The following is a 20,760-nucleotide window of genomic DNA, read 5'->3' as shown; positions in this document are numbered from 1 at the left end:
CCTCTTCCTCCGCAATCAAGCGTAACTTCGTTGCAGCTTTAAAGAAAAAAATCCCATCAAGCTCGCTTGAATGGGATTTTTAATTTTAAGATGTCAATCCTGCAAGGATTGGAAGTTACATTTGCAGAATGTGAGGCTGCAGGGCACACCGAAGGTAATCCCTCTTCCTCCGCAAAAGGAAACCCACAACGAGAGTTGTGGGTTTTTTGATTCCAGAAAACGTTGAAAATTTAATTTCAAAAGGTTGAAGGATCAAAAAACAGACAAGCGTTAGCTTGGGTTGGTTTTTATGCTTGCACAGGGTTACTTTTTAGGGATGCACGAAGTGAATCCCTTTTAAAATAAACTGTTACGGGATCAAAAAACAGAAAAGCACCAGCTTGTGTTTGTTTTTATACCTACCCTGGATTTCTTTTATATTTGAGAATAGTACGTTTCGAAACTCAATTCTATAGCCTATAGCCAATAGAAATAGAGATAAATACGAAGTTTCCTTATATTAAATTTTCAGCTTACTGAGAAACGAAACAACTCCGGCCTTTCGTACATTGCTTGGGAGATACCAAACCATTATCAGGGCCCATTGCTCCTGCAGAATTGATGCACCAGCAAATAGTGTTGGCATCATCTAATAAGAGCCAGGGATTATCTCCACCTTCCATCATTCCATAAGGGTTTCTGGCGCGAAGGAATTTGCAAATGCTCATATTGCCAGGTTTACTTTTGTCCATACTAAGAAATTTCTAAAATTGCTTGCTTAATTGTAGCTATAAATAAAGGTACTTTATACCCGTTTTTCGCCAATGGGCGCGCTTTTGACATAGCTGCTTCTGCCGCTGCCATTGCATTTTCGCTATTAATAGTCTTCTTTGCAATTGCTTGTTGGGCCTCAATAGATCGATACGGCACAGGAGCAGCTGCACCTAAAACAATACTCGCTGAACGACAAGTATCCCCTGAAACCTCAAGCACTACAGCTACATCTCCCAAAGACCAATCATACGATTCACGGGCTACTTGCTTAATATAAGCACTTTTGGTGTTTTTAGAAGGAGCTGGAATAATGATTTCCGTTATAATTTCTTTTGCCTTTAGGACGTTTTCCATAGCAATATCCTCTCCTGCGGTAACAAAGAAATCATCCATGCGCACTTCTTTCTTTTCCCCTTCACTATTGACGATTACAACACTCGCATTAAAAGCCATAAGTGCGGTTGAAATAGAAGAGGCATGAACACTTACACAAGATCCATTATCTATAATGGCATGATTTTCATTTTCACCTGTTTCAGAATGGCGGGCAAAACATCGATCACCTCCTTTACGAAAGCAATCATGATCAGCAGAACGAAAATACCAGCAGCGGTTACGCTGTGCTATATTACCTCCTAAGGTCGACATATTTCGCAACTGAGGGGTTGCGGCGTGGTTTACTGCCTGGTGGAGTGCCAAATAGTTAGTTTTTATTTCCGGATTTGAAGCTATTTCGGCTAAAGTTACATTAGAACCTATGCTCAATCCATTTTTGGGATCATAACCAATTTTGTCAAGACCGGGAATATTCCTGATATTGATAATTTTTTGGGGTTTAAGCAAGCCTTCCTTTACCCAGTCAAACACATCAATTCCACCGGACTTGAATACCGATGCATTATCTGAATGCTCATATAGCTGTTCGGATACTGTTGAATTCACCTGTTGAAGGGCTTCTTCAACAGATTTGGCTTCGTACCAACTAAATTTATTCATGTCTTTGTATTTAAGAGACTTTATTTAATGCTTTAAGAATACTTGAAGGAGTAATAGGTATTTCATAAATCCGAACTCCTATCGCGTTATAAACGGCATTGGCAATTGCAGCAGCGGTTGCTATATTCGCAGGTTCTCCAATGCCATATGCATCCGTAGAAGAAAGCGCTGAATATTCTTCTACAATAATAGTTTCAATTTCCGGGATTTCCATAGAAAATGGCACCTTGTATTGATCCACATTGGCATTCATCATATGACCAGTTCCATTGTCCATAACTCTGTTTTCATATAAGGCGTACGAGACACCCTGGATGACTCCTCCATTGATTTGACTTTCCAATTGACCTATATTAAGAGGTCTACCGCAACTATGGGCAGCTACTATCTTATCTACTTTAACAAATCCTGTATCGGTATTAACACTGACCTCTGCAAACTGTACGGACCCCAAATCTCCATAGGCCAAACCCCATGGTTGTTGAAAGCCGCCATAATCATCAGATCGGCTGGCAATTTTACTGATTTGGCTTGTGCGCATTAATTTTGTTGCCTCTTTGAAAGGCATTTTCATACTGGCATCAATTTTACTGCCTACCTGACCGTTTTCAATAAACAATTCCGAAGAATCGGTTTCCCATTTTTTGGCAACCAGTTTCAAAAGTGCTTTTTTCGCTTCATAAGTCGCATTACGGGCTGGAGGTGTAATTGATCCAGTTACTACGCTTCCGCCAGAACCTGGGCCAACAGGGAAAAAAGTGTCGCCAATGTTGACTGTAATAGCTGCCACCGGAAGGCCTAATTCCTCGGCAACTACCTGGGCAAGAATGGTTTTAGTCCCTGTTCCTATATCCTGGACGCTGGACCGTATCTCAACCCCGCCGTCGTTGTGGATTTTAACTTCAACTGAAGAATCAAGAGTTACAAATCGCGGCCATGTAGATTGCCCTACGCCGAGCCCTTTTTTTATTATCCCTTTACCACTGCCTGCAGGTTGACGACGAGACCACTCGAAAAGTTTTGCACCCCGTTGGCGTTCTACTTTTCTCACTTCACTTTGATCAATTAGGTCTCTGTATTTTAATGGATCTATCTCTAGCTTTTCCGCCAATTCATCAATAGCCTGTTCTAGGCCAAAAGCTCCCTGAACATTACCCGGTGCACGCCAGGCAGCTCCTGGTCCTGCATTAGTCAATACATCATATTGTTCGGTTGCAAAATTAGGACAGGGATACAAGATTTGGGCAATCCTACCCACTCCGGCGCCAAGGTTTACCCCTGCCGTCCCATGGGAACGTTGCTGAATACCAGTCAAAGTGCCATCTTTCCTGGCTCCTATTTTTAGATATTGAATTGAATTAGGTCGGTTTCCTTCTGCAAGATGCTCTTCTTGTCTATCTAGCATTAGCCAAACCGGTCTTCCCGTTTTTTTAGCAAGATTTGCAGCCATAGGCCCAAAGCTTCCGGCACTGTGTTTTGCACCAAATCCGCCGCCCATAAAATCACAGAATACCCTTACTTTACTCTTTGGTAAATTGAAGACACTCGCCATTTCATTTCTAACCGAATTAGTATTTTGTGTAGATGCATAAACCATCATATGGTCTGCATTCCAATCCACCACGACACCATGGGTCTCCAATGGCATGTGCGTATGCACTTGTGTTCGATATGTTCTTTCTACCAAAACATCAGCTTCTCTGAAACCCACTTCCAAATCACCTCTGGGTCCACCAAAAAAACTACTGGTAGACGGCCCTCTAACATTACCTTCCCCTTTACTTCCATCATGCGTTTCACCTACATCTCCACCATCTTCCTGTTGTGTAATTGGCACATCAAACACAATTGGTGCATTGATTTCCATGGCAGCTTCAATGTCTATAACAAAGGGTTTCTGCTCATAGCTGACCTTAATCAATGAAATTGCATCTTTGGCTATTTCCAGGCTTTCGGCTGCGACACCTCCAAGAGGTTGTCCCACATATTTTACCATCGGATATTTACCATTAGTATTTTCTTCTCCCTCTTTCTGGGCATTCTCTATAAGATGAATAGCATGTACCCCCGGCAGACTTTCTGCTTTAGCAATATCGATTGATGTGATGACAGCATGTGGTACATTTGAACGCAACATCTTCGCATAGAGCATACCAGGCAATTTAATGTCAGAGGTATATTTTGCTTTACCTGTCACTTTTTCGTGGGCATCGATTCTTGTGACCCTTTTTCCAATTATTTTTAATTTATCGTTGACGGGCCATACTGGCGGTTCTTCAATAGGTATTTCTCTTTCTATTTCACTTAAATTATGCCCTGGAATACCGTATGGTAATTTTTCTTTTCTAGTATCCATCTTAAATCGTTTTTTTTGCTGCTGATAAAGTAGCCTTAAATACATGAGGGTAAGTGCCACAACGACAAAGGTTGCCTCGAGTGGCATTTTTTACATCTTCTAAACTAGGATTCGCGTTGTTTTCTACCAAATGTACGCAAGACATCACCATCCCTGGTGTACAATAGCCACACTGGGAGGCGTCATGCTCAATGAATGCTTGTTGAACCGGGTGTAATTTACCATTTTTGGCAATACCTTCAATGGTAGTGACTTCTTTGTTGCCAACATCAAAAGCAGACATCATACAAGCATTCACAGGTTCTCCATCCAAATAGACGGTGCATGCAGAACAGGAGCCCCGATCACAAACGACCTTTGTTCCTGTAAGCTCCAAATGGTCTCTTAAGGCCGAAGCCAATGTTGTTCTCGGTTCCACACTAATTGAGTTCATAATACCATTTACCTTCATTTTTATGGTAACGGCTTCAGGTCCAAATTCTTTACCAGCTACAAGTTGTTCCTTATAATCAAATGCAAGGGCATTTGAAGTTAGTAAAACACTGCCTGCAGTAGATAATCCAGCACCTCTGATGAAACTCCGCCTTGTTATACCTTTTGACGGTTTAGATTCCGATCCTTGGTTTTTATCTTCCATAGAACTACAAATAAATTTATTAAACTATCAATCTAATTAACTCAAAGTAAGTTACGATAATATTCATTTAGAAGGAATAAAAATAAGTTCTGATTACCCCAACATGATTTGTAAAAAAAAATAACATAAAATGTCTGTACTTAAGAGACCGGAACTAAGATCTAATGCTATTTGCGTAGTTTTCTAAAGTTCTGAAAAACAGACAAGCGTTAGCTTGGGTTGGTTTTCATGCTTGCCCAGGGTTACTTATTCTCGGTTCCCACAAAATGTCCGTTATACAAAACTGGTTAGAAGGAATAGCAAAGTCTCATAAAATGTTGGTTTTAAGGGATACGAGTTTTATGGGATATTAAATTGGTCTTTTTGCTCAAGTCACTTTATAATGTCTATTTTTAATGTAAAACCGACCGCTATGAAAATCGTCAACAAAATTTTTGTTGTACTAGTTTTTATTTGTCCACTCTTTTCTTTTGCTCAAGAGAGTAAAAAAATTGATAGTTTGTTGCGTCTTGTTGAAATACAAGAAGATACGATTCTTATAAAAACGTACCGAGAATTATTTATTGCTACAATTACAAAAGAGCCAAAAAAATCTAAACCCTATTTAGATGCGGCCTTAAAACAAATAAAAAAAGTAAAAAGTAAAAAGTTTGAGGCCTTACTCACAAAAGACCAAGGTGTATACTATTATTACACTTCCGATTATGCTCAAGCAAAGCGATTATATGAAAAAGCCATTTCACTTTTTGAGCAACTAAATGACGAAGGGCAACTCAGTGCCATCTATAATAATTTGGGTATTATTCAAAAATACATGGGTCTCCCTGAAAAGTCTTTAGAGTCGCATTTGAAGTCGCTGAGGTTAAAAGAAAAGCTTGGAAAGCATGGGATGTCCTTGGCAGCTAGCTATCTGAATATTGGTGTGCTACATGGTGAACTGGGAAATCTTGAAACATCTAATGATTATTATAGAAAGGCAGAAGCTATTTGTTTAAAGGAAAATCAAGAATGGCATCTTTCTATGGTAAGATCAAACCTCGCAATAAATATGGAAAAAGAGGGGAAAATTGATGAAGCGCTAGCCTATTATTTTAAAAGCATTCCATATTTTGAAAAAAATGGTTATCAAATAGAACTGGCCAAACAATACAATCTAATAGGAGCACTTTACCTAGATCTTGACTCTTTAGAACTGGCAAAAGATTATTTTTCCAGGTCTTTAGAATTAAGTAAAGACAAAGGCGAGCTGCAAATGGTTGGTCTATCCACCGGAAACTTAGGGGATATTTACTACAAAGAAAAAAAGTACAAGCAGGCATTGAAAAACTTTCAAGAAGCATTAAACATTTCTAAAGAAGCTTCCACTGATACAAGGAGAGTCAAAGATTACCTTAACTTGGCAAATGCATATGCGGCTTTAAATGATTTTAAAAAAGCCTATGATTACAGAGTGCTACATTTTGAGATGCACAATACTATTTTTAAGCAGGAGAATATTAAAAAATTAAATGAATTAGAAATCCAATATCAAACCGAAAAAAAGGAGCAACAGATAGTTCTTCAAGAAAAAGAGATAACTGTATTAGAACAAGAGGCAAAAATCAACAATCAACAAAGACTAATATTGGGAGGTGGTCTAGGGTTTTTATTGTTAGTATTCGGTTTCGGATTTTATGGAATACGGCAAAAAATGAAGCGTAACAAACTTGAACGAGAAAGAGTAGACGCAGAACTGGCCTTTAAAAAGAAAGAATTGACCACCCATGCCTTGCATCTGGCCAAAAAGAACGAAGTCTTGGAAAGTGTAAAACAAAAAGCGAAAGCGTTGAGAGCAAACGAAGGTGCTTCGGGCTATCAAGAATTGATCAAGACCATCAATTTTGACCAACAAGACGATAAGAATTGGGAAAGTTTCACCCAATACTTTGAACAGGTTCACAAAGATTTTTCAGCTAATGTCAAAAGCAAATACCCAAATGTCACTAAAAATGAACTTCGTTTTATGGCATTGCTCAAAATGAATATGTCTTCAAAAGAAATTGCCACCATCTTGAATATTTCGCCAGATGGAATCAAAAAAGCAAGGCAACGACTCCGTAAAAAAATGGACCTCACCCCAGAAGAATCACTTGAAAATACGGTATTGCATATTTAAACTCAAATTACCTGATCTCTCAAAACACCTTTAAAATTAGCAGTTTCAAAGGTGTACCCCCTTTGTACCCCTTTCATATTTTTATGCGTTAAAGTCACTCGCTAGGTTTGTGGTGTCATTAAGTTGGCAATCAAGTTTTGTGGTCTTGCTCGGTTACGTACTGCAGACCAAAATCGGGCAGGTCGCACAAAACTGAATTTAAATTTTAACCACAAAACAGATTGATTATGAAAACGAAAAACAATTTTTTAAAGACTACCATTGCGATTCTTGTATTGGCTTTTGCCATTTCTTGTGGTAAAGATGAGATAGAGAGCGTTATAGAACCAACTGCAATAGACCCAGTGCAGGTAGACCCATGCGACGACCCTTGTGCAAATCCAAACCAATGCCCTGGTCAATGTGTAAATGAAAACACAGGCCTTAACAGAGATGCTTTTTTACCAGAAGGAACGGTAACGGATACTGACAATGGTTACACAGTTGATGGAAAACTAACCATTCCTATTGATTCCATTGGCGAAATCGTTTTTGACAATGCCGATATTGACGTTTCCTTTAATGATGATGGCACCTTACAAAGCCTAGTGGGCAACGTACAAATACCACCCTTGGAAAATTATTTTGAGTTTGCACAACCGCTAGACGGGGAAGTTGGTTTCTTTTCCGGAAAATTCCTAAATGAAAATCGCAATTATGAGATAACACTTAAGGATGAGCGGTCTTATTTTGTATTTAATATTCAAGCTAATTTTGAATTAAAAGTTGGGGCGAATGACAACCCCGATGATACCAAAGCCATTTCTATAAGTCCAGGTAGTGCGGGTCTCACACTAATTACGGATTATACGGACCCTATGTTCTTCTTCTCAGTCGGTGGTAATGTTGCAGGTGGAGATGGAGAAAACAACAATAACAATAGTAATAACAGCGATAGTAGTTTGTTAGGCGTAAGTTTTGGGGGTTCTTTTGGCGCTAATATGACCTATGTGCCTACCAATCCTGTAAACGATGTTATAAGTTTTGATGCCAAACGCGTTCGAGGAGGCTCTATTTCTTTCTTTAAAATATTGGAAGGAAGTGGTCTATATTATGAAAATAAAGGTTTTAGTGCCGATATAGATTTAAAAGAACCATTAGAATCAGACTTTGGGGTAGGATACCGTGGTGGATGGAATGGAAAAATTGATTTAGCACTTGAAATTACATCTTTTATAAACTTTGGGTTTCCTATTGCCGAAGGTAGTGCCGCTATCGTTGCGGAAGCGTCTACCAATAATGGGATCAATACCAAAGCCTTTATAAACGGAATTGCGGATCCGGATTTATCTTGGTACCCGGATTTTATTCCCATTAAACCAGACGGCAGCCTTAGTGCAGATGGTTTTATAGAGCAATCGGGAGATTTTGACATAGGTGTTGCAGGAACTTATAGTATTGAGGTTCCTAATCACAAACAGGGTATTGAAGGGTTGATGCGCCTTTCTAACCCCGCATTTGAAATTGACGGGAAATTTATAAAAGATGACGAAGAATGGTCCGTAAACGCAAACATCAAAAAGGAGGAAAGTGAAGTTCTTGTCAAAGCACCCACAAGTTTTGTAGCCGGATTGGATACTCAGGTAGCTCAAAAAATTGATTCTGTCTTAAGCTCTGTAGAAAATGTAATATCAGATTTGGAAAATGCCACAGCCGATTACGAATTTGAATTAAGCCTAAGAGGATTACGCGAAGCATTACCAGTAATTATTTCCAATGCCCAAAAAACAATAAACGATAGGGTTGCAGATGAAGTAGCAGATGGTGTTGCCAAGGCGAAAGCAGAAGTTTCCAGTAGAGGAGCAGTATACTGCAGCGATAACATTAGTGCTATCGCTAACAGTGTTGTAAAGCCTTATAGAGATGTATTAGCACGTATGGGGAACGCAGTAAGTAATCAAAATGACAATGACCAGACCAGAGTAGAGTTAGAAGCGGCATTGCGTCAACTTGCCAGTTTGAATAGGGTTAACAAAACGGTAACGGCTACGGTTACATGGGGATTGCCACTTACAGGATGCGCAATACCTTTTACAAGCAATAGGAATATAAGCCTAAATTTTGAGGTATTGACCAGTACTCAGGTAACACAACTTACAACAGCGGCTAACAATGTAAAATTTATAGCCGAAACAAGCGACATCAAAATAAGTGCTCAGGCCATTTTTGACGCAATTCCTACCCAAGAAATACGTGACCGCCTGGATAAACTAAAACAAGATATCGTGAACCAAGTTAAAACCTATCAAGACTTTAATGGGGTTGGCTTTATTAAGAATCATACTAGTAGCGAGTTTACATTTTTTATTGAACAAGGAAACGAGCGCAAAACGGTAACAAGTTTTAATCCTTTCAACCCAGATGCTATTATAAAAATATTAATCCCAGATTTACAGTAGAAATAGTTAATACGAATGTCCCATATCTGGGACTAAAAAAGAAAGGCCCTATAATTTAAATAGGGCTTTTTATTAGAATTTTTTATTATAATACCTGAAGTTGAAAAAGTATCTATAACGGTTATTCTTTTTAGAAGTTCTTTTAAATAGCGGTTTTATAGGACTAATCTCAAGCTATTCTAAACAGTTTCTGAGAGTGTCTCATTTATGATCTCTATTAGTAGTTTCGTTTATTCACCTTTTATGGAACATTTGTATTGCGACATAAAAAAGTATCCGAGTTTAGTAATTAACATATAAATTGGTGCATTTTATTATATTTTAGCCACTGAACGATAATTGTTTGTTAAAAAGGTGTCCCTCTGGGATGCACGAGCCAGGCCAGACAACCCCTATAAATCGTATTCTCTCTGCCCTATTAGCATAGCTTTATGCTAACAAAGCGTTTTGCTTGTATTGGATTCCCTTCTGGGATGCACGAGCCCTATGAAAACTAATTACAAAAATTGAGAGGCCAGTTGGGGTTAATATAAATTTTTGTTTAACATATTTTATTTTTAGTTAAACATTTTGTATCTTTGAGAAATAATTTCCGTAAGGAATCGCACCTAAATTATGCTATATGTTTGGATTATTTAAAAAGAAATCAGAAAAAGATAAGTTACACGAGCAATATCAAAAGCTAATGAAAGAATCGTATAATCTTTCTACGAGTAACAGAAAATTAAGCGACCAGAAGGCTTATGAAGCGGAAGAGATTATGAAAAAAATAGAGGCTCAAAAGTTATAGATGACCGATAAAAAGAAACCAGATAATGTTGTTTTTGATAATGAAATTCAAAAATACGACGCTTTTCTAAAACCATACGCGACGAATGTTGGCGCACCAGTAATTACAACATCAGATACTATTGCTTGGAAAAACAGAAGCATTAATAAACTGAACCATAAGGTTCAAACAAGATATCTGGAAATAAGAGCGCAGTATGAGCAATTAATGCAAGAATTTGAATATAACAACCTGATATATAGCGCAAAGTTTACCTTTGAACCCCTTATAGGTAAGGTCTATCATTTATACAAAAGAGATAATAACGAGACTTTTTTATCCATTATCGCACCGGATCAATGCAATTTTAATTCACTGGGAAGTTTCTATTTAAATACTGATCAAATTTGGGAAAAAGTAGTTTAGAAATTATATTGGAAAAAGAACTGACAGAAAGACAATTAGATAGGATCATCGAAATGGCCTGGGAAGACAGAACGCCTTTTGAAGCCATAGAATTTCAGTTTGGACTGCCAGAAAAAGAAGTTATTAAATTGATGCGTGGCAATCTTAAGGAATCTAGTTTTAAACGCTGGAGAAAACGTGTTAATAGTGGCGTAAGTACAAAACACTTAAAAAAACGAAGCGAAGATATCACACGCTTTAAATGCTCCAGACAAAGAGCTATTTCCGGTAATAAAATAAGTAAGCGTTAATGTATGATGAAACAAATACAAAAGCATATTTCCCAACAACATTTGAAGCTATACTCGAGAGAATAGCAACAATAGATCCAGTTGCTTATGGTCCGTCTAGAAACTATCTGGATGGTGCAGTAAGTTATCTATCGCCTTATATTTCTCGAGGTGTTATTTCCACAAAGTTTGTCTATCAAGAATTATTAAAGCGTGGTTTTCATCCTGGTTCTATTTTAAAATTTGTTCAAGAATTAGCGTGGCGAGATTATTGGCAACTAGTTTGGATTGCCAAAGGCGATGCTATTAATCAAGACTTAAAGCAACTACAAGTTCCAGTTATTACCAAGGGGATTTCTATGGCTTTACCTGGTGCGGATACGGGTATTGAAGCTATCGACAATGCTATTGATCAATTTTACAAAACCGGCTACCTGCATAATCATTTACGAATGTATATTGCATCGATTGCCTGCAATGTAGCACAAAACCACTGGAAAGCACCTGCGCAATGGATGTACTATCATTTGCTGGATGCAGATTGGGCAAGCAATGTTCTTAGTTGGCAATGGGTGGCAGGCGCAAATAGCAATAAGAAGTATTATGCGAATCAAGAGAACATCAATAAATTTTGCTATAGTAATCAAACAGGAACTTTTCTTGACGTATCCTATGATGATTTTGAAAACTTACCCATACCAGAAGTGCTGCTTTCTTCGGAAATATTAGAGTTAACGACACCGCTTCCTGAACAAAAACCCATAAAAATAAACACAGCACTTCCAGCGCTTATTTATAATTTCTATAACTTAGACCCCATTTGGAAAAAGGAGCTTTCTGCAAATCGAATTCTCTTACTGGAACCTTCGCATTTTAAGCAATATCCTGTGTCTCAAAAGACTATTGATTTTATAGTTGACCTTTCAAAAAACATAGAGAATATGCAAATATATGTGGGCGAATTTAATGAACTTACGATTGCTTATAAGTTTGGGAGCATCTATTATAAAGAGCATCCATTAAACAAACATTACAAGGGCATCGAAGCCAAAAGAGATTGGATGTTTTCTGTAAGAGGCTACTATCCATCTTTCTTTTCTTTTTGGAAAAAATGTAAAAAAGAAATTGCATTTTGAATCGAGAAAACATCAATATTATTTTTCCTCATCAACTTTTTCAAAGTTCTCCACTTTTAGAGAATGGTCTTACTATATATCTAATTGAAGAGTTTCTATTTTTTAAACAATACAATTTTCACAAACAGAAAATAGCATTTCATAGAGCCACAATGAAGCATTATGAAGTCTTCCTGACTTCTAAAAATATTGATGTTGTCTATATAGAATCAACACAGCATATTTCTGATATCCGAAAACTAATTCCGCACCTGGCATTAAAGGGTGTTACAAACATTAACTATATCGACCCGGTTGACAATTGGCTTCAAAAGCGAATTGTGAAAGAATGTGCCTGCCATACCATAGAAAGAACTGTCATCGATTCTCCATTATTCTTAAATACCAAAGAAGATTTGCAACCTTTTTTCCGAACTGATAAAAAGAAATACCATCAAACCTCCTTTTATACAGATCAGAGAATCAAAAGGCATATTCTTATTGATTATGACGGAAAGCCTACAGGCGGGAAATGGACATTTGATACCGAAAACAGAAAAAAATATCCGGCAAAAAAGATACCTCCGGCCATACAGTTTCCAGATGTGGACAGGTTTTATAAAGAGGCTTGTGACTATGTAGCCGCAAATTTTTTAAATAACGTAGGTCAACTCGCAGAACACGCTTTGTATCCTGCAAATTTTGAAACAAGTCAAAAGTGGTTTCAACAGTTTCTAGAACAACGTTTTATAGAATTTGGCATATATGAAGACGCTATAGTCGCAGAATATTCTATCTTAAACCATAGCGTATTAACACCAATGCTCAATGTGGGATTGATTACGCCAAAAGAAGTGATAGAGCAAAGTATCTCTTTTGCAAAAGCGAATAATATACCCCTCAATTCCTTAGAAGGTTTCGTACGCCAAATTATAGGTTGGCGCGAGTTTATACGTGGCATTTATGAGAGCCGGGGAAGCGATGAACGCACGCGTAACTTTTGGGGATTTAACAAAAAGATCCCTAAATCATTTTATGATGGGACAACTGGTATTTATCCTGTGGATCAAACCATTAAAAAAATACTACAGACAGGCTATTGCCACCATATAGAACGCTTGATGGTTTTGGGAAATTTTATGCTTTTGTGCGAATTCGACCCGGATGAAGTTTACCGCTGGTTTATGGAACTCTTTATAGATAGTTATGATTGGGTAATGGTACCAAATGTATATGGAATGAGTCAGTTTTCAGATGGTGGACTAATGGCCACAAAACCCTATATAAGTGGTAGCAACTACTTATTGAAAATGAGCGACTACAAAAAAGGCGAATGGCAAGCGATATGGGATGGGCTCTTTTGGCGATTTATGGATACGCACCGTAGTTTCTTTAAACAAAACCCAAGATTAGGTATGCTCGTTTCCTTGTTTGATAAAATGCCTGTTGAAAAACGGCAACAACATATAGATAATGCGGAAAAATATTTAACTGAACTCTAGTTTGACCTATGGAAACAGATACGATCAGATTACTTTTTGACGCAGGACTTGTTGTCCTTATTTGGATGATACAACTCGTTGTATATCCTGGTTTTCTGTATTATGAAAAGGATAATTTAATGAAATGGCATAAACACTATACTTCAAGACTTTCGTTAATAGTAATTCCGTTAATGTTTGGTCAATTGATTCTTGCTGTTATTCAATTGGTCGAATTTCAGGCCATTGAAACAATCGTTAGTCTTACATTAGTAATTGCGGTTTGGGCATCCACCTTTTTACAATTTGTACCTATCCATAATCAAATATTTAAAAATAACAGCAACATAACACTCCTGAAACAATTAGTGAAACGGAATTGGTTGCGAACAATCTTATGGACACTTATATTCTGTTGGAGTATATATAACAAGCTGTAACTAAAAATTCTTTCTGTTTTTTGGTCTGATTTAGAATGAAATGCTTTTAGAATATTTGATAATAATAAAAACACTAATTTTCATTGTCAATTACGAAAAATATTAACCAAAAATAGACATGAATAAACAAGACTATAAAATACATATCATTGGCGCTGGAGTAAGCGGACTTACAGCTGCGAGAGTTCTAGAAGATAATGGTTGTAGTCCTGTTATTATTGAAGCTACCGACAGAGTTGGTGGAAGAGTTAAAACAGATATAATAGACGGTTACCAATTAGATCACGGATTTCAGGTATTACTTACGGCATATCCCGCAGCACAGAAATATTTGAATCTCGACGCATTGGAATTACAGAAATTTATTCCTGGAGCAACTATCTTTCATAATGGTAAGAAAAAAACTATTGGAGATCCTTTAAGAAATTTATCCTTACTTATTCCAACATTGTTTTCAGGTATAGGAACGTTTTCAGACAAATTGAAAGTACTCAGGCTAAACAGACTTTTAAAGAAAGCGACCTTAAATGAAATTTTTGCGAAAGCTGAAAAAACAACATTTCAATATTTATTGGACTTCGGTTTTTCGAAGGAAATGATTTCTCAATTTTTTAAACCTTTCTTTAGTGGAATATTCTTGGAACCTGAATTGGAAACATCAAGCAGAATGTTTGAGTTTGTTTATAAAATGTTTGGAGAAGGCTTTGCCACATTACCTAAAGCTGGTATTGAAGCTATCCCAAAACAACTAAAAGAAAATTTAAAACAAACGACCTTTCAATTCAATACAAAGGTCAAATCTGTGGAAGACCACAAAATTTTTCTTGCTGATGGAACCGAACTGGAAAGCCACTTTACAATCATCGCTACAGAACCCAGTGTGCTTGTATTAAATCTAAAAAACAGAGAGACTAAATGGAAATCTTGTGATACGTTATATTTTGAAACCAATAATAGAATTATTGATAAACCGCTTATTGGTCTTATTTCTGATAGTGATGCCCTGATTAATAATATTTTTTACCATACTAGTCTGGCGTCAAAATCAGTAGGCAAGAAGGAATTATTATCTGTTACCGTAGTAAAAGAACACGGTTTATCGAAAGAAGCATTAATAATGCGAATTCAAAAAGAACTTCAACAATATTGTGGTTTAGATTCTTATACGTTTATAAAACACTATTGCATAACTCAGGCTCTGCCAATACTGGATGGATTGCAATACGAAATACATCCGTCAGAAACCAAATTGACTACAGGTATTTTTCTTGCCGGAGATATGCAACTGAATGGTTCATTGAACGGAGCAATGATTGCAGGAGAAAGAGCAGCATTAGGCATTCTTGAAACGATTTCAAGTTCTATTTAATTCAAAAGAATTGAGATATGAATATGATTAGAACAGGGCCTCAAATCGATTAAGATGTTCCAGTGAAGTATATTGAAGTGATTTTTGAAGTGTTGCTTCAAGGACTACCGGAGGAGCAACACCTGCTTTTTCGACTTCCAGCCATCTCTAAAATACTCTGTCGCTGGATCAGTACAACAGGGCTATAACTCGGTTCCTAATACAATCAACTTCAAAACTTAAAATGCCGTATCAGGTCTGCCTTTTAAACGTATCTCAATTTTTTTCTTCTTTACTGTTAAACGTTTCATTATATCCATAAGATTGGTATCCTTAGATTTCTTATAAATCTCGTTTAAAGCTAATATCAGACGTTTTGCTTCTCTTGTTGCAGCCACCCTGTCACTAGTAGACATATTATTCATTTTTGCTTTCTCAAAGGCAAGTGCTTCATTTATTAAATCCATAGCATACATTTTTTTTATCAGTTTAAAGTTAATAAAACAGAGCACTATATTAAAGTGTATTCTATTGATTGTGATAATTTTATAATAGAGCAAGTCTATAGGCAATAATATGTGCAGTATAGATATAAAATAATAGTAAAGAGGCTATTTTTATAATGAAATGGGTTCTTTTAAAATAGGGCTTTGTCCCAGCAAAGCATTTTGCTTAATGGATTCACCAATGCTTTCCATAAACTCCAATTGTTATTGAACAACGAAATCCTTTTAAACACTACTTGCTTTTACTTTTGAAGGCAAATAGTTGTTTGAAATTCATAGGAATTAGTTTAAATTTTTGATGATAAAGGTAAAATCCTTACTTTAATAGTATTATTCACTCATCATTATTATTATGGCAAATTTTAACCTCAATATTAACGGAAAAACACAGCAAATAGATGTAGACCCGGCAACTCCAATGCTTTGGGTGCTACGGGAACATCTTAATTTAGTAGGCACAAAATACGGTTGTGGTATTTCGCAATGTGGCTCCTGCACAATCCATGTCAGCGGTGTTGCAGTACGTTCCTGTCAATTACCAGTTTCTTCGGTCGGCAATCAGTCCGTCACTACTATTGAAGGATTATCCGAAAAGGGTGATCACCCTGTACAAAAAGCCTGGCTGGAACATGACGTTCCCCAGTGTGGCTACTGCCAATCTGGTCAAATTATGAATGCCAGTGCATTTCTAAAAAACAATCCCAATCCAACCGATGAAGAAATTGATGCGGCCATGAATGGGAATATTTGCCGTTGTGGTACTTATACAAGGATCAAGAAGGCCATCAAGACTGCTGCCAAATCGGAAAATGCATAAATGCTATCCACACCTAAAAAACAAAGAATATGACAATTGTTAAAACAACATACAACAGACGCTCCTTTTTGAAATGTTCCGCACTTGCGGGTGGCGGAATGGTACTTGGCTTTAGTTGGCTCGCTTCCTGTAAGCCAACTCCGGAACAGGTACTGAACATGCCAAAAGAATGGTTTACCATCAATGGATATTTGAAAATTGGAGAAAATGGTATGGTCACGATTATGTCTCCAAACCCGGAAATTGGGCAGAATGTGAAGACATCTATGCCTATGATTGTTGCAGAGGAATTGGATATAGACTGGAATAACGTACTTGTGGAACAGGCCCCATTGAATACGGCTATTTTTACCCGCCAGTTAGCCGGGGGTAGCCAGTCTATCAGACAGGGATGGCAGAGTTTGCGTATGGCCGGTGCCACAGCAAGACAAATGCTAAAAGAGGCCGCAGCCCAGGCATGGCAAGTACCCGTGGCCGAAATTACCACAGATAAAGGTGTATTAACACATAAGAATAGTGGCAAATCGGCCGGTTATGGCGAAATGGCCTCTGCTGCAACCAAAATTCCTGTTCCTGAGGAGGTAGCACTAAAAGACATAAAGGACTTCACAATTATTGGCACCTCCCGAAAGAATGTGGATGGTCTTAATATTGTAACCGGGAAACCGTTATATGGATTAGATTATCAAAAGGAAGGGATGCTCATCGCCATGATTGCGCACCCCCCGGCTTTCGGATTGAAACTAAAATCCATTGATGCTACTTCAGCAAAGGCTATGCCCGGAATTAAAGACGTATTCACTATTAAGACATTCAATGAAGATTACGAAAAAAGCGCTTTCGACAATAGTGCCTTTACAGATCTCGTGGCGGTGGTTGGAAATACGACATGGGAAGTTATGAACGCAAAAAAAGCTGTGCAAATAGAGTGGGAACAAGCACCTGACACTACAACAAATATGAGTCTTTTCGGCCGGTCAGTGACTGTAAACTTTCCTGCTGGAATGGAAAACACCGATTCTCATAAGGCAAAAATGGCTGAACTGGCAACTAAGCCGGGGAAGGTAGTTCGCAAAGATGGTAACCCTGAAGCTGCCTTTAAAAAAGCGGTGAAAGTCATAGAACGAAGCTACTCCTGCCCTTTTCTCGCCCATAATACCATGGAACCCATGAATTTCTTTGCCCATGTTACAGATGAAAGTGCTGAGCTTGTTGGACCGGTGCAGACGCCTGAGTTCATGGAGCGAAGTGTGGCTGAACGATTAGGGATGCCACTTGAGAAAGTGGACATTCAAATGACCCGTATGGGCGGCGGTTTTGGACGACGGCTTTACGGCCATTTTCTTACAGAAGCAGCGGTGATTTCTCAGAAGGTGAAAGCACCTGTTAAACTGGTATACTCGCGTGAAGATGATATGACAATGGGGGTTTACCGTCCCTCCTATCATGCATACTATCGCGCAGCATTAGATGCAGATAATAACCTTATCGCTTTTCATGTGCGAACTGGCGGTATTCCTGAAAGCCCTCTGGCTGCGAACCGCTTCCCGGCAGGAGCAGTAGAGAATTACCTGGCCGAGGATTGGACTATAGATTCCAATATTACCGTTGGGGCATTCAGGGCGCCAAGATCTAACTTTATAGCAGGCGCCGAGCAATCCTTCCTGGACGAAGTAGCCGATGTAGCGGGCAAAGATCCCATTGAATTTAGGCTCGAGTTATTGAACCGTGCCCAGGAAAATCCCATAGGTGAAAACAATGATTACGAAGCCAACCGTTATGCCGGAGTATTGGAGTTGGTTAAAGAAAAATCGGGCTGGGGTAAAGATATTTCGAATGTCCATAGAGGTGTATCTGCCTATTTTTGCCATAACAGCTATGTTGCTCAGGTATTGGATATGGTTATGGAGAATGGCAAACCTGTAGTACAAAAAGTGTACTGTGCCATAGACTGTGGCATCGTGGTAAATCCTGATGCCGCTATAAATCTTGCCGAAGGTGGCATAGTAGACGGCATAGGTCATGCCATGTATAGCGCCATGACTTTCAAAGATGGTGTTCCGGAACAAAACAACTTTGACAGGTACCGCCTGATCAGGCATGGTGAGGCTCCGAGATCTATAGAAGTTCACTTCGTAAAAAATGAAATAGACCCTACCGGCCTGGGCGAACCACCATTCCCTCCTATCATGGGTGCACTCGCGAATGCCTTGTACAGGACAACAGGCAAACGTTTCTACAATCAACCTTTTATAACCGAAAAGCAAGTGCTGGGATAGCCTCTTTTATTATTAATACTTTAAATTTAAGTGTACAACGGGCTTTTATGGACAAAGCCGGGTACTTATTGGCGGCTCTCTTTTGCAATTTAAAATCCCCCCGCTGCCACCACGCTAGAGCGTGGCGGCAGCAGGGGTGTCATCTGCAAAAAAAATGCCTAGTTTCTATTGTTACTAATACTTTAATACAACTTTTATATCACTTTTGTGGGTGGTATATATTGCTATATAAAAATAACTTTACAAGTATTAAATGGCAACTTTTGAAATAGCCCTCCTGTAATTCTATTATAGCTAAACAGGCATTAATTTTTTTCACATATAATATGATAAAATTGAATATCGCAGCAGTATCTTATTAGGACAGATAACAAAATTTAAAAAGATGTCGTAAACATTATGGAAGAAACAAAAAATAAGGGATTCCATGATTACAGCTTTAGTAAACCAGCATTATATCATATAAAAATACAAGGGAGAGTGTTTGAATCCTGGCGGGACAGGCTGGGCGATATTGAAGTACAGATTCATTAAAAATCCCGGTGGAAAAACCTTTTCAGTTCTTAAGGGTCGTTTAAATGATCAGGCCGCATTAGCAGGTATCCTAAATTCACTTTACGAATTACATCATGTGGTAATGGAAGTTCAAATTGTTAAGGACACTAAAGATAAAGAGGATATTGAAAATTCGTTGTAACGCGGTATTTTTGTAAAGGCTAAAAATTAAAAGATAGACCTTATCTTTTCAATACATATTAATCCAGTTGAAAAATAGCAAAAAAGATGACATATATATTTAATATTCAGAAAACAGTACGCAGACCAGGATTACTTTTAGTCTTTTTCTTAGTGCTGCTAGGCAATAGTTATCAGGCAGTTGCACAGGAAGATACCCAATCAGACGCAGCTACTGATGCCAATGTACAAGCTAATAATCCTTTGGCAAGTATCAAGACTTTTAATCTGCATAATTACTATGTACCCAATTTATCGGGACTTCCCGATGCAACTTCCAATACCATGTGGCTTCGATATGCCCAACCAATAGGACGATTTTTAGTCAGAGGTTCTCTTCCAATATCAACGGTACCGGCAGCGAATCAGACAAACAAGACCGGACTGGGTGATTTTAATGCCTTTGCAGCCTATCTTGCCGTTAAAAATGCAAAAACCACATTGGGGGCAGGCCCGCTGATTGCAGCACCCACAGCCACTGATGATGCCCTTGGCAGTGGTAAGTGGCAGGGAGGTTTAGCTGTCATCATTTTTCAGGTAGTATCGCCACAACTGCAGATTGGTGGACTGATCACCTGGCAAGCTTCTTTTGCCGGACAAAGTGATCGTGTAAATACAAATGTAATGGCTTTGCAGGCATTTGCCATATGGCAGCTGGGGGGTGGCACCTATTTAAGATCAACCGGTATTTCTGCATTTAACCTTGAAAACGGCAACTATAATGTGCCATTTGGAATGGGGATTGGCAAGGTGCTTAAAACAGAAAAGCTGGTCTTCAATATTTTCGCTGAACCTCAGTTTACCGTTTTGCATTATGGTGTTGGACAGCCTAAACTTCAACTCTTCTTTGGTTTAAATACACAGTTTTAAATGTAGGCCAGAAATATTCCAAAAGAATGCATGAATATATCCTATCTGTTCGAATGCAGTTTTCCTGTCATTTAAGGTGTCCGGAGTAATCAAAGGGGTAAATCAGGAACCTTGCTGTAACCCTTGATATATTTGCAAATAATTACTGTTATTAGGGCTTATTTGAAGTAATAGACGACAAGTGTTCATTGCATTGTTTTGTTGATTCAAATTAATTTCGCTCAGAAGCTTCACATATAAAAGGCGTTCATCATTTGGAAAGGTTTCTAATGCCTTCTCAATTACCGCAATGGCTTCAGGGTTTTTATTTTCCTGTTGAAGCATCAGCGCATAATTGTAGGAAGCGTTTGCATTAGCCGGCTCTTTGGAA

Annotated in this window: 20 protein-coding genes; 13 read left to right on the top strand and 7 right to left on the bottom strand. The window is 38.2% G+C overall.

The features are described 5' to 3' along the window. Positions 1-512 precede the first annotated feature (512 nt). Genes WBM60_RS14850 through WBM60_RS14835 form a run of 4 tightly spaced genes read right to left on the bottom strand, consistent with a single transcriptional unit; the run spans position 513 to position 4,742 of the window. On the bottom strand, positions 513-731 hold the full coding sequence (locus WBM60_RS14850; RefSeq protein ID WP_424277238.1) for a hypothetical protein: 219 nt from the start codon (positions 729-731) through the stop codon (positions 513-515). A gap of 1 nt (position 732) precedes the next feature. Continuing rightward, positions 733-1,749 carry an FAD binding domain-containing protein gene (locus tag WBM60_RS14845; RefSeq protein WP_424277237.1) on the bottom strand — a complete coding sequence of 339 codons (1,017 nt, stop codon included), beginning with the start codon at positions 1,747-1,749 and terminating at the stop codon, positions 733-735. A 10-nt stretch (positions 1,750-1,759) separates the two neighbouring features. Next, positions 1,760-4,105: a xanthine dehydrogenase family protein molybdopterin-binding subunit gene (locus tag WBM60_RS14840; protein WP_424259928.1), complete on the bottom strand. Its 2,346-nt coding sequence runs from the start codon at positions 4,103-4,105 to the stop codon at positions 1,760-1,762. 1 nt (position 4,106) lies between these two features. Continuing rightward, a complete protein-coding gene (locus WBM60_RS14835; RefSeq protein ID WP_424259929.1) occupies positions 4,107-4,742 on the bottom strand; it encodes a (2Fe-2S)-binding protein in 636 nt (211 codons plus the stop codon). A gap of 412 nt (positions 4,743-5,154) precedes the next feature. Between WBM60_RS14835 and WBM60_RS14830 the strand changes: the two genes are divergently transcribed. The 9 genes from WBM60_RS14830 to WBM60_RS14790 all read left to right on the top strand — a co-directional run bounded on the left by WBM60_RS14830 (position 5,155) and on the right by WBM60_RS14790 (position 15,204). Further along, positions 5,155-6,897 carry a tetratricopeptide repeat protein gene (locus WBM60_RS14830; RefSeq protein WP_424259930.1) on the top strand — a complete coding sequence of 581 codons (1,743 nt, stop codon included), beginning with the start codon at positions 5,155-5,157 and terminating at the stop codon, positions 6,895-6,897. Between the two features lie 227 nt (positions 6,898-7,124). Beyond that, positions 7,125-9,335, top strand: coding sequence for a hypothetical protein (locus WBM60_RS14825; protein ID WP_424279180.1), 2,211 nt, complete (start codon positions 7,125-7,127; stop codon positions 9,333-9,335). Positions 9,336-9,957: 622 nt separating this feature from the next. Then, the gene (locus tag WBM60_RS14820; protein WP_424259144.1) at positions 9,958-10,125 is read left to right on the top strand and encodes a Lacal_2735 family protein; all 168 of its coding nucleotides are present in this window, start codon (positions 9,958-9,960) and stop codon (positions 10,123-10,125) included. Further along, complete coding sequence (locus WBM60_RS14815; protein ID WP_424259143.1) at positions 10,126-10,530, top strand: DUF2452 domain-containing protein; 405 nt, start codon at positions 10,126-10,128, stop codon at positions 10,528-10,530. After that, positions 10,512-10,820: a TIGR03643 family protein gene (locus WBM60_RS14810; RefSeq protein WP_299161896.1), complete on the top strand. Its 309-nt coding sequence runs from the start codon at positions 10,512-10,514 to the stop codon at positions 10,818-10,820. The genes WBM60_RS14815 and WBM60_RS14810 overlap by 19 nt, the downstream gene beginning before the upstream one ends. Beyond that, on the top strand, positions 10,820-11,935 hold the full coding sequence (locus tag WBM60_RS14805) for an FAD-binding domain-containing protein (RefSeq protein WP_424283269.1): 1,116 nt from the start codon (positions 10,820-10,822) through the stop codon (positions 11,933-11,935). The genes WBM60_RS14810 and WBM60_RS14805 overlap by 1 nt, the downstream gene beginning before the upstream one ends. Then, positions 11,932-13,416, top strand: a complete 1,485-nt coding sequence (locus WBM60_RS14800) for a cryptochrome/photolyase family protein (protein ID WP_424283268.1) — start codon at positions 11,932-11,934, stop codon at positions 13,414-13,416. The genes WBM60_RS14805 and WBM60_RS14800 overlap by 4 nt, the downstream gene beginning before the upstream one ends. Before the next feature lie 8 nt (positions 13,417-13,424). Continuing rightward, positions 13,425-13,835 carry a hypothetical protein gene (locus WBM60_RS14795; RefSeq protein ID WP_424264056.1) on the top strand — a complete coding sequence of 137 codons (411 nt, stop codon included), beginning with the start codon at positions 13,425-13,427 and terminating at the stop codon, positions 13,833-13,835. 118 nt (positions 13,836-13,953) lie between these two features. Further along, positions 13,954-15,204: an NAD(P)/FAD-dependent oxidoreductase gene (locus tag WBM60_RS14790; RefSeq protein ID WP_424283267.1), complete on the top strand. Its 1,251-nt coding sequence runs from the start codon at positions 13,954-13,956 to the stop codon at positions 15,202-15,204. A 27-nt stretch (positions 15,205-15,231) separates the two neighbouring features. Here WBM60_RS14790 and WBM60_RS14785 read toward each other — a convergent pair whose 3' ends face one another. Next, positions 15,232-15,345 carry a hypothetical protein gene (locus WBM60_RS14785; RefSeq protein WP_424264064.1) on the bottom strand — a complete coding sequence of 38 codons (114 nt, stop codon included), beginning with the start codon at positions 15,343-15,345 and terminating at the stop codon, positions 15,232-15,234. A gap of 77 nt (positions 15,346-15,422) precedes the next feature. After that, the gene (locus WBM60_RS14780; protein ID WP_299161885.1) at positions 15,423-15,650 is read right to left on the bottom strand and encodes a hypothetical protein; all 228 of its coding nucleotides are present in this window, start codon (positions 15,648-15,650) and stop codon (positions 15,423-15,425) included. A gap of 391 nt (positions 15,651-16,041) precedes the next feature. Here WBM60_RS14780 and WBM60_RS14775 point away from each other — a divergent pair, with 391 nt between their 5' ends. The 4 genes from WBM60_RS14775 to WBM60_RS14760 all read left to right on the top strand — a co-directional run bounded on the left by WBM60_RS14775 (position 16,042) and on the right by WBM60_RS14760 (position 20,390). After that, positions 16,042-16,506 (top strand): (2Fe-2S)-binding protein, encoded by a 465-nt coding sequence (locus WBM60_RS14775; RefSeq protein ID WP_424264060.1) that lies wholly within the window; start codon positions 16,042-16,044, stop codon positions 16,504-16,506. A 29-nt stretch (positions 16,507-16,535) separates the two neighbouring features. Further along, positions 16,536-18,785, top strand: coding sequence for a molybdopterin cofactor-binding domain-containing protein (locus WBM60_RS14770; protein WP_424277593.1), 2,250 nt, complete (start codon positions 16,536-16,538; stop codon positions 18,783-18,785). A gap of 514 nt (positions 18,786-19,299) precedes the next feature. Next, positions 19,300-19,482 carry a hypothetical protein gene (locus WBM60_RS14765; protein ID WP_424262398.1) on the top strand — a complete coding sequence of 61 codons (183 nt, stop codon included), beginning with the start codon at positions 19,300-19,302 and terminating at the stop codon, positions 19,480-19,482. An 86-nt stretch (positions 19,483-19,568) separates the two neighbouring features. Continuing rightward, positions 19,569-20,390: a hypothetical protein gene (locus WBM60_RS14760; protein WP_424283266.1), complete on the top strand. Its 822-nt coding sequence runs from the start codon at positions 19,569-19,571 to the stop codon at positions 20,388-20,390. A gap of 102 nt (positions 20,391-20,492) precedes the next feature. Here WBM60_RS14760 and WBM60_RS14755 read toward each other — a convergent pair. Further along, positions 20,493-20,760, bottom strand: a 268-nt coding sequence (locus WBM60_RS14755) for a tetratricopeptide repeat protein (protein ID WP_424283265.1), incomplete at its 5' end; no start/stop codon positions are given.

It is taken from the genome of Eudoraea sp. (genome assembly GCF_049669105.1).
In the GTDB taxonomy this organism is placed as follows: domain Bacteria; phylum Bacteroidota; class Bacteroidia; order Flavobacteriales; family Flavobacteriaceae; genus Eudoraea.
The sequence above is the reverse complement of the archived record's forward strand: the minus strand, read 5'-3'. Positions and strand labels throughout refer to the sequence as shown.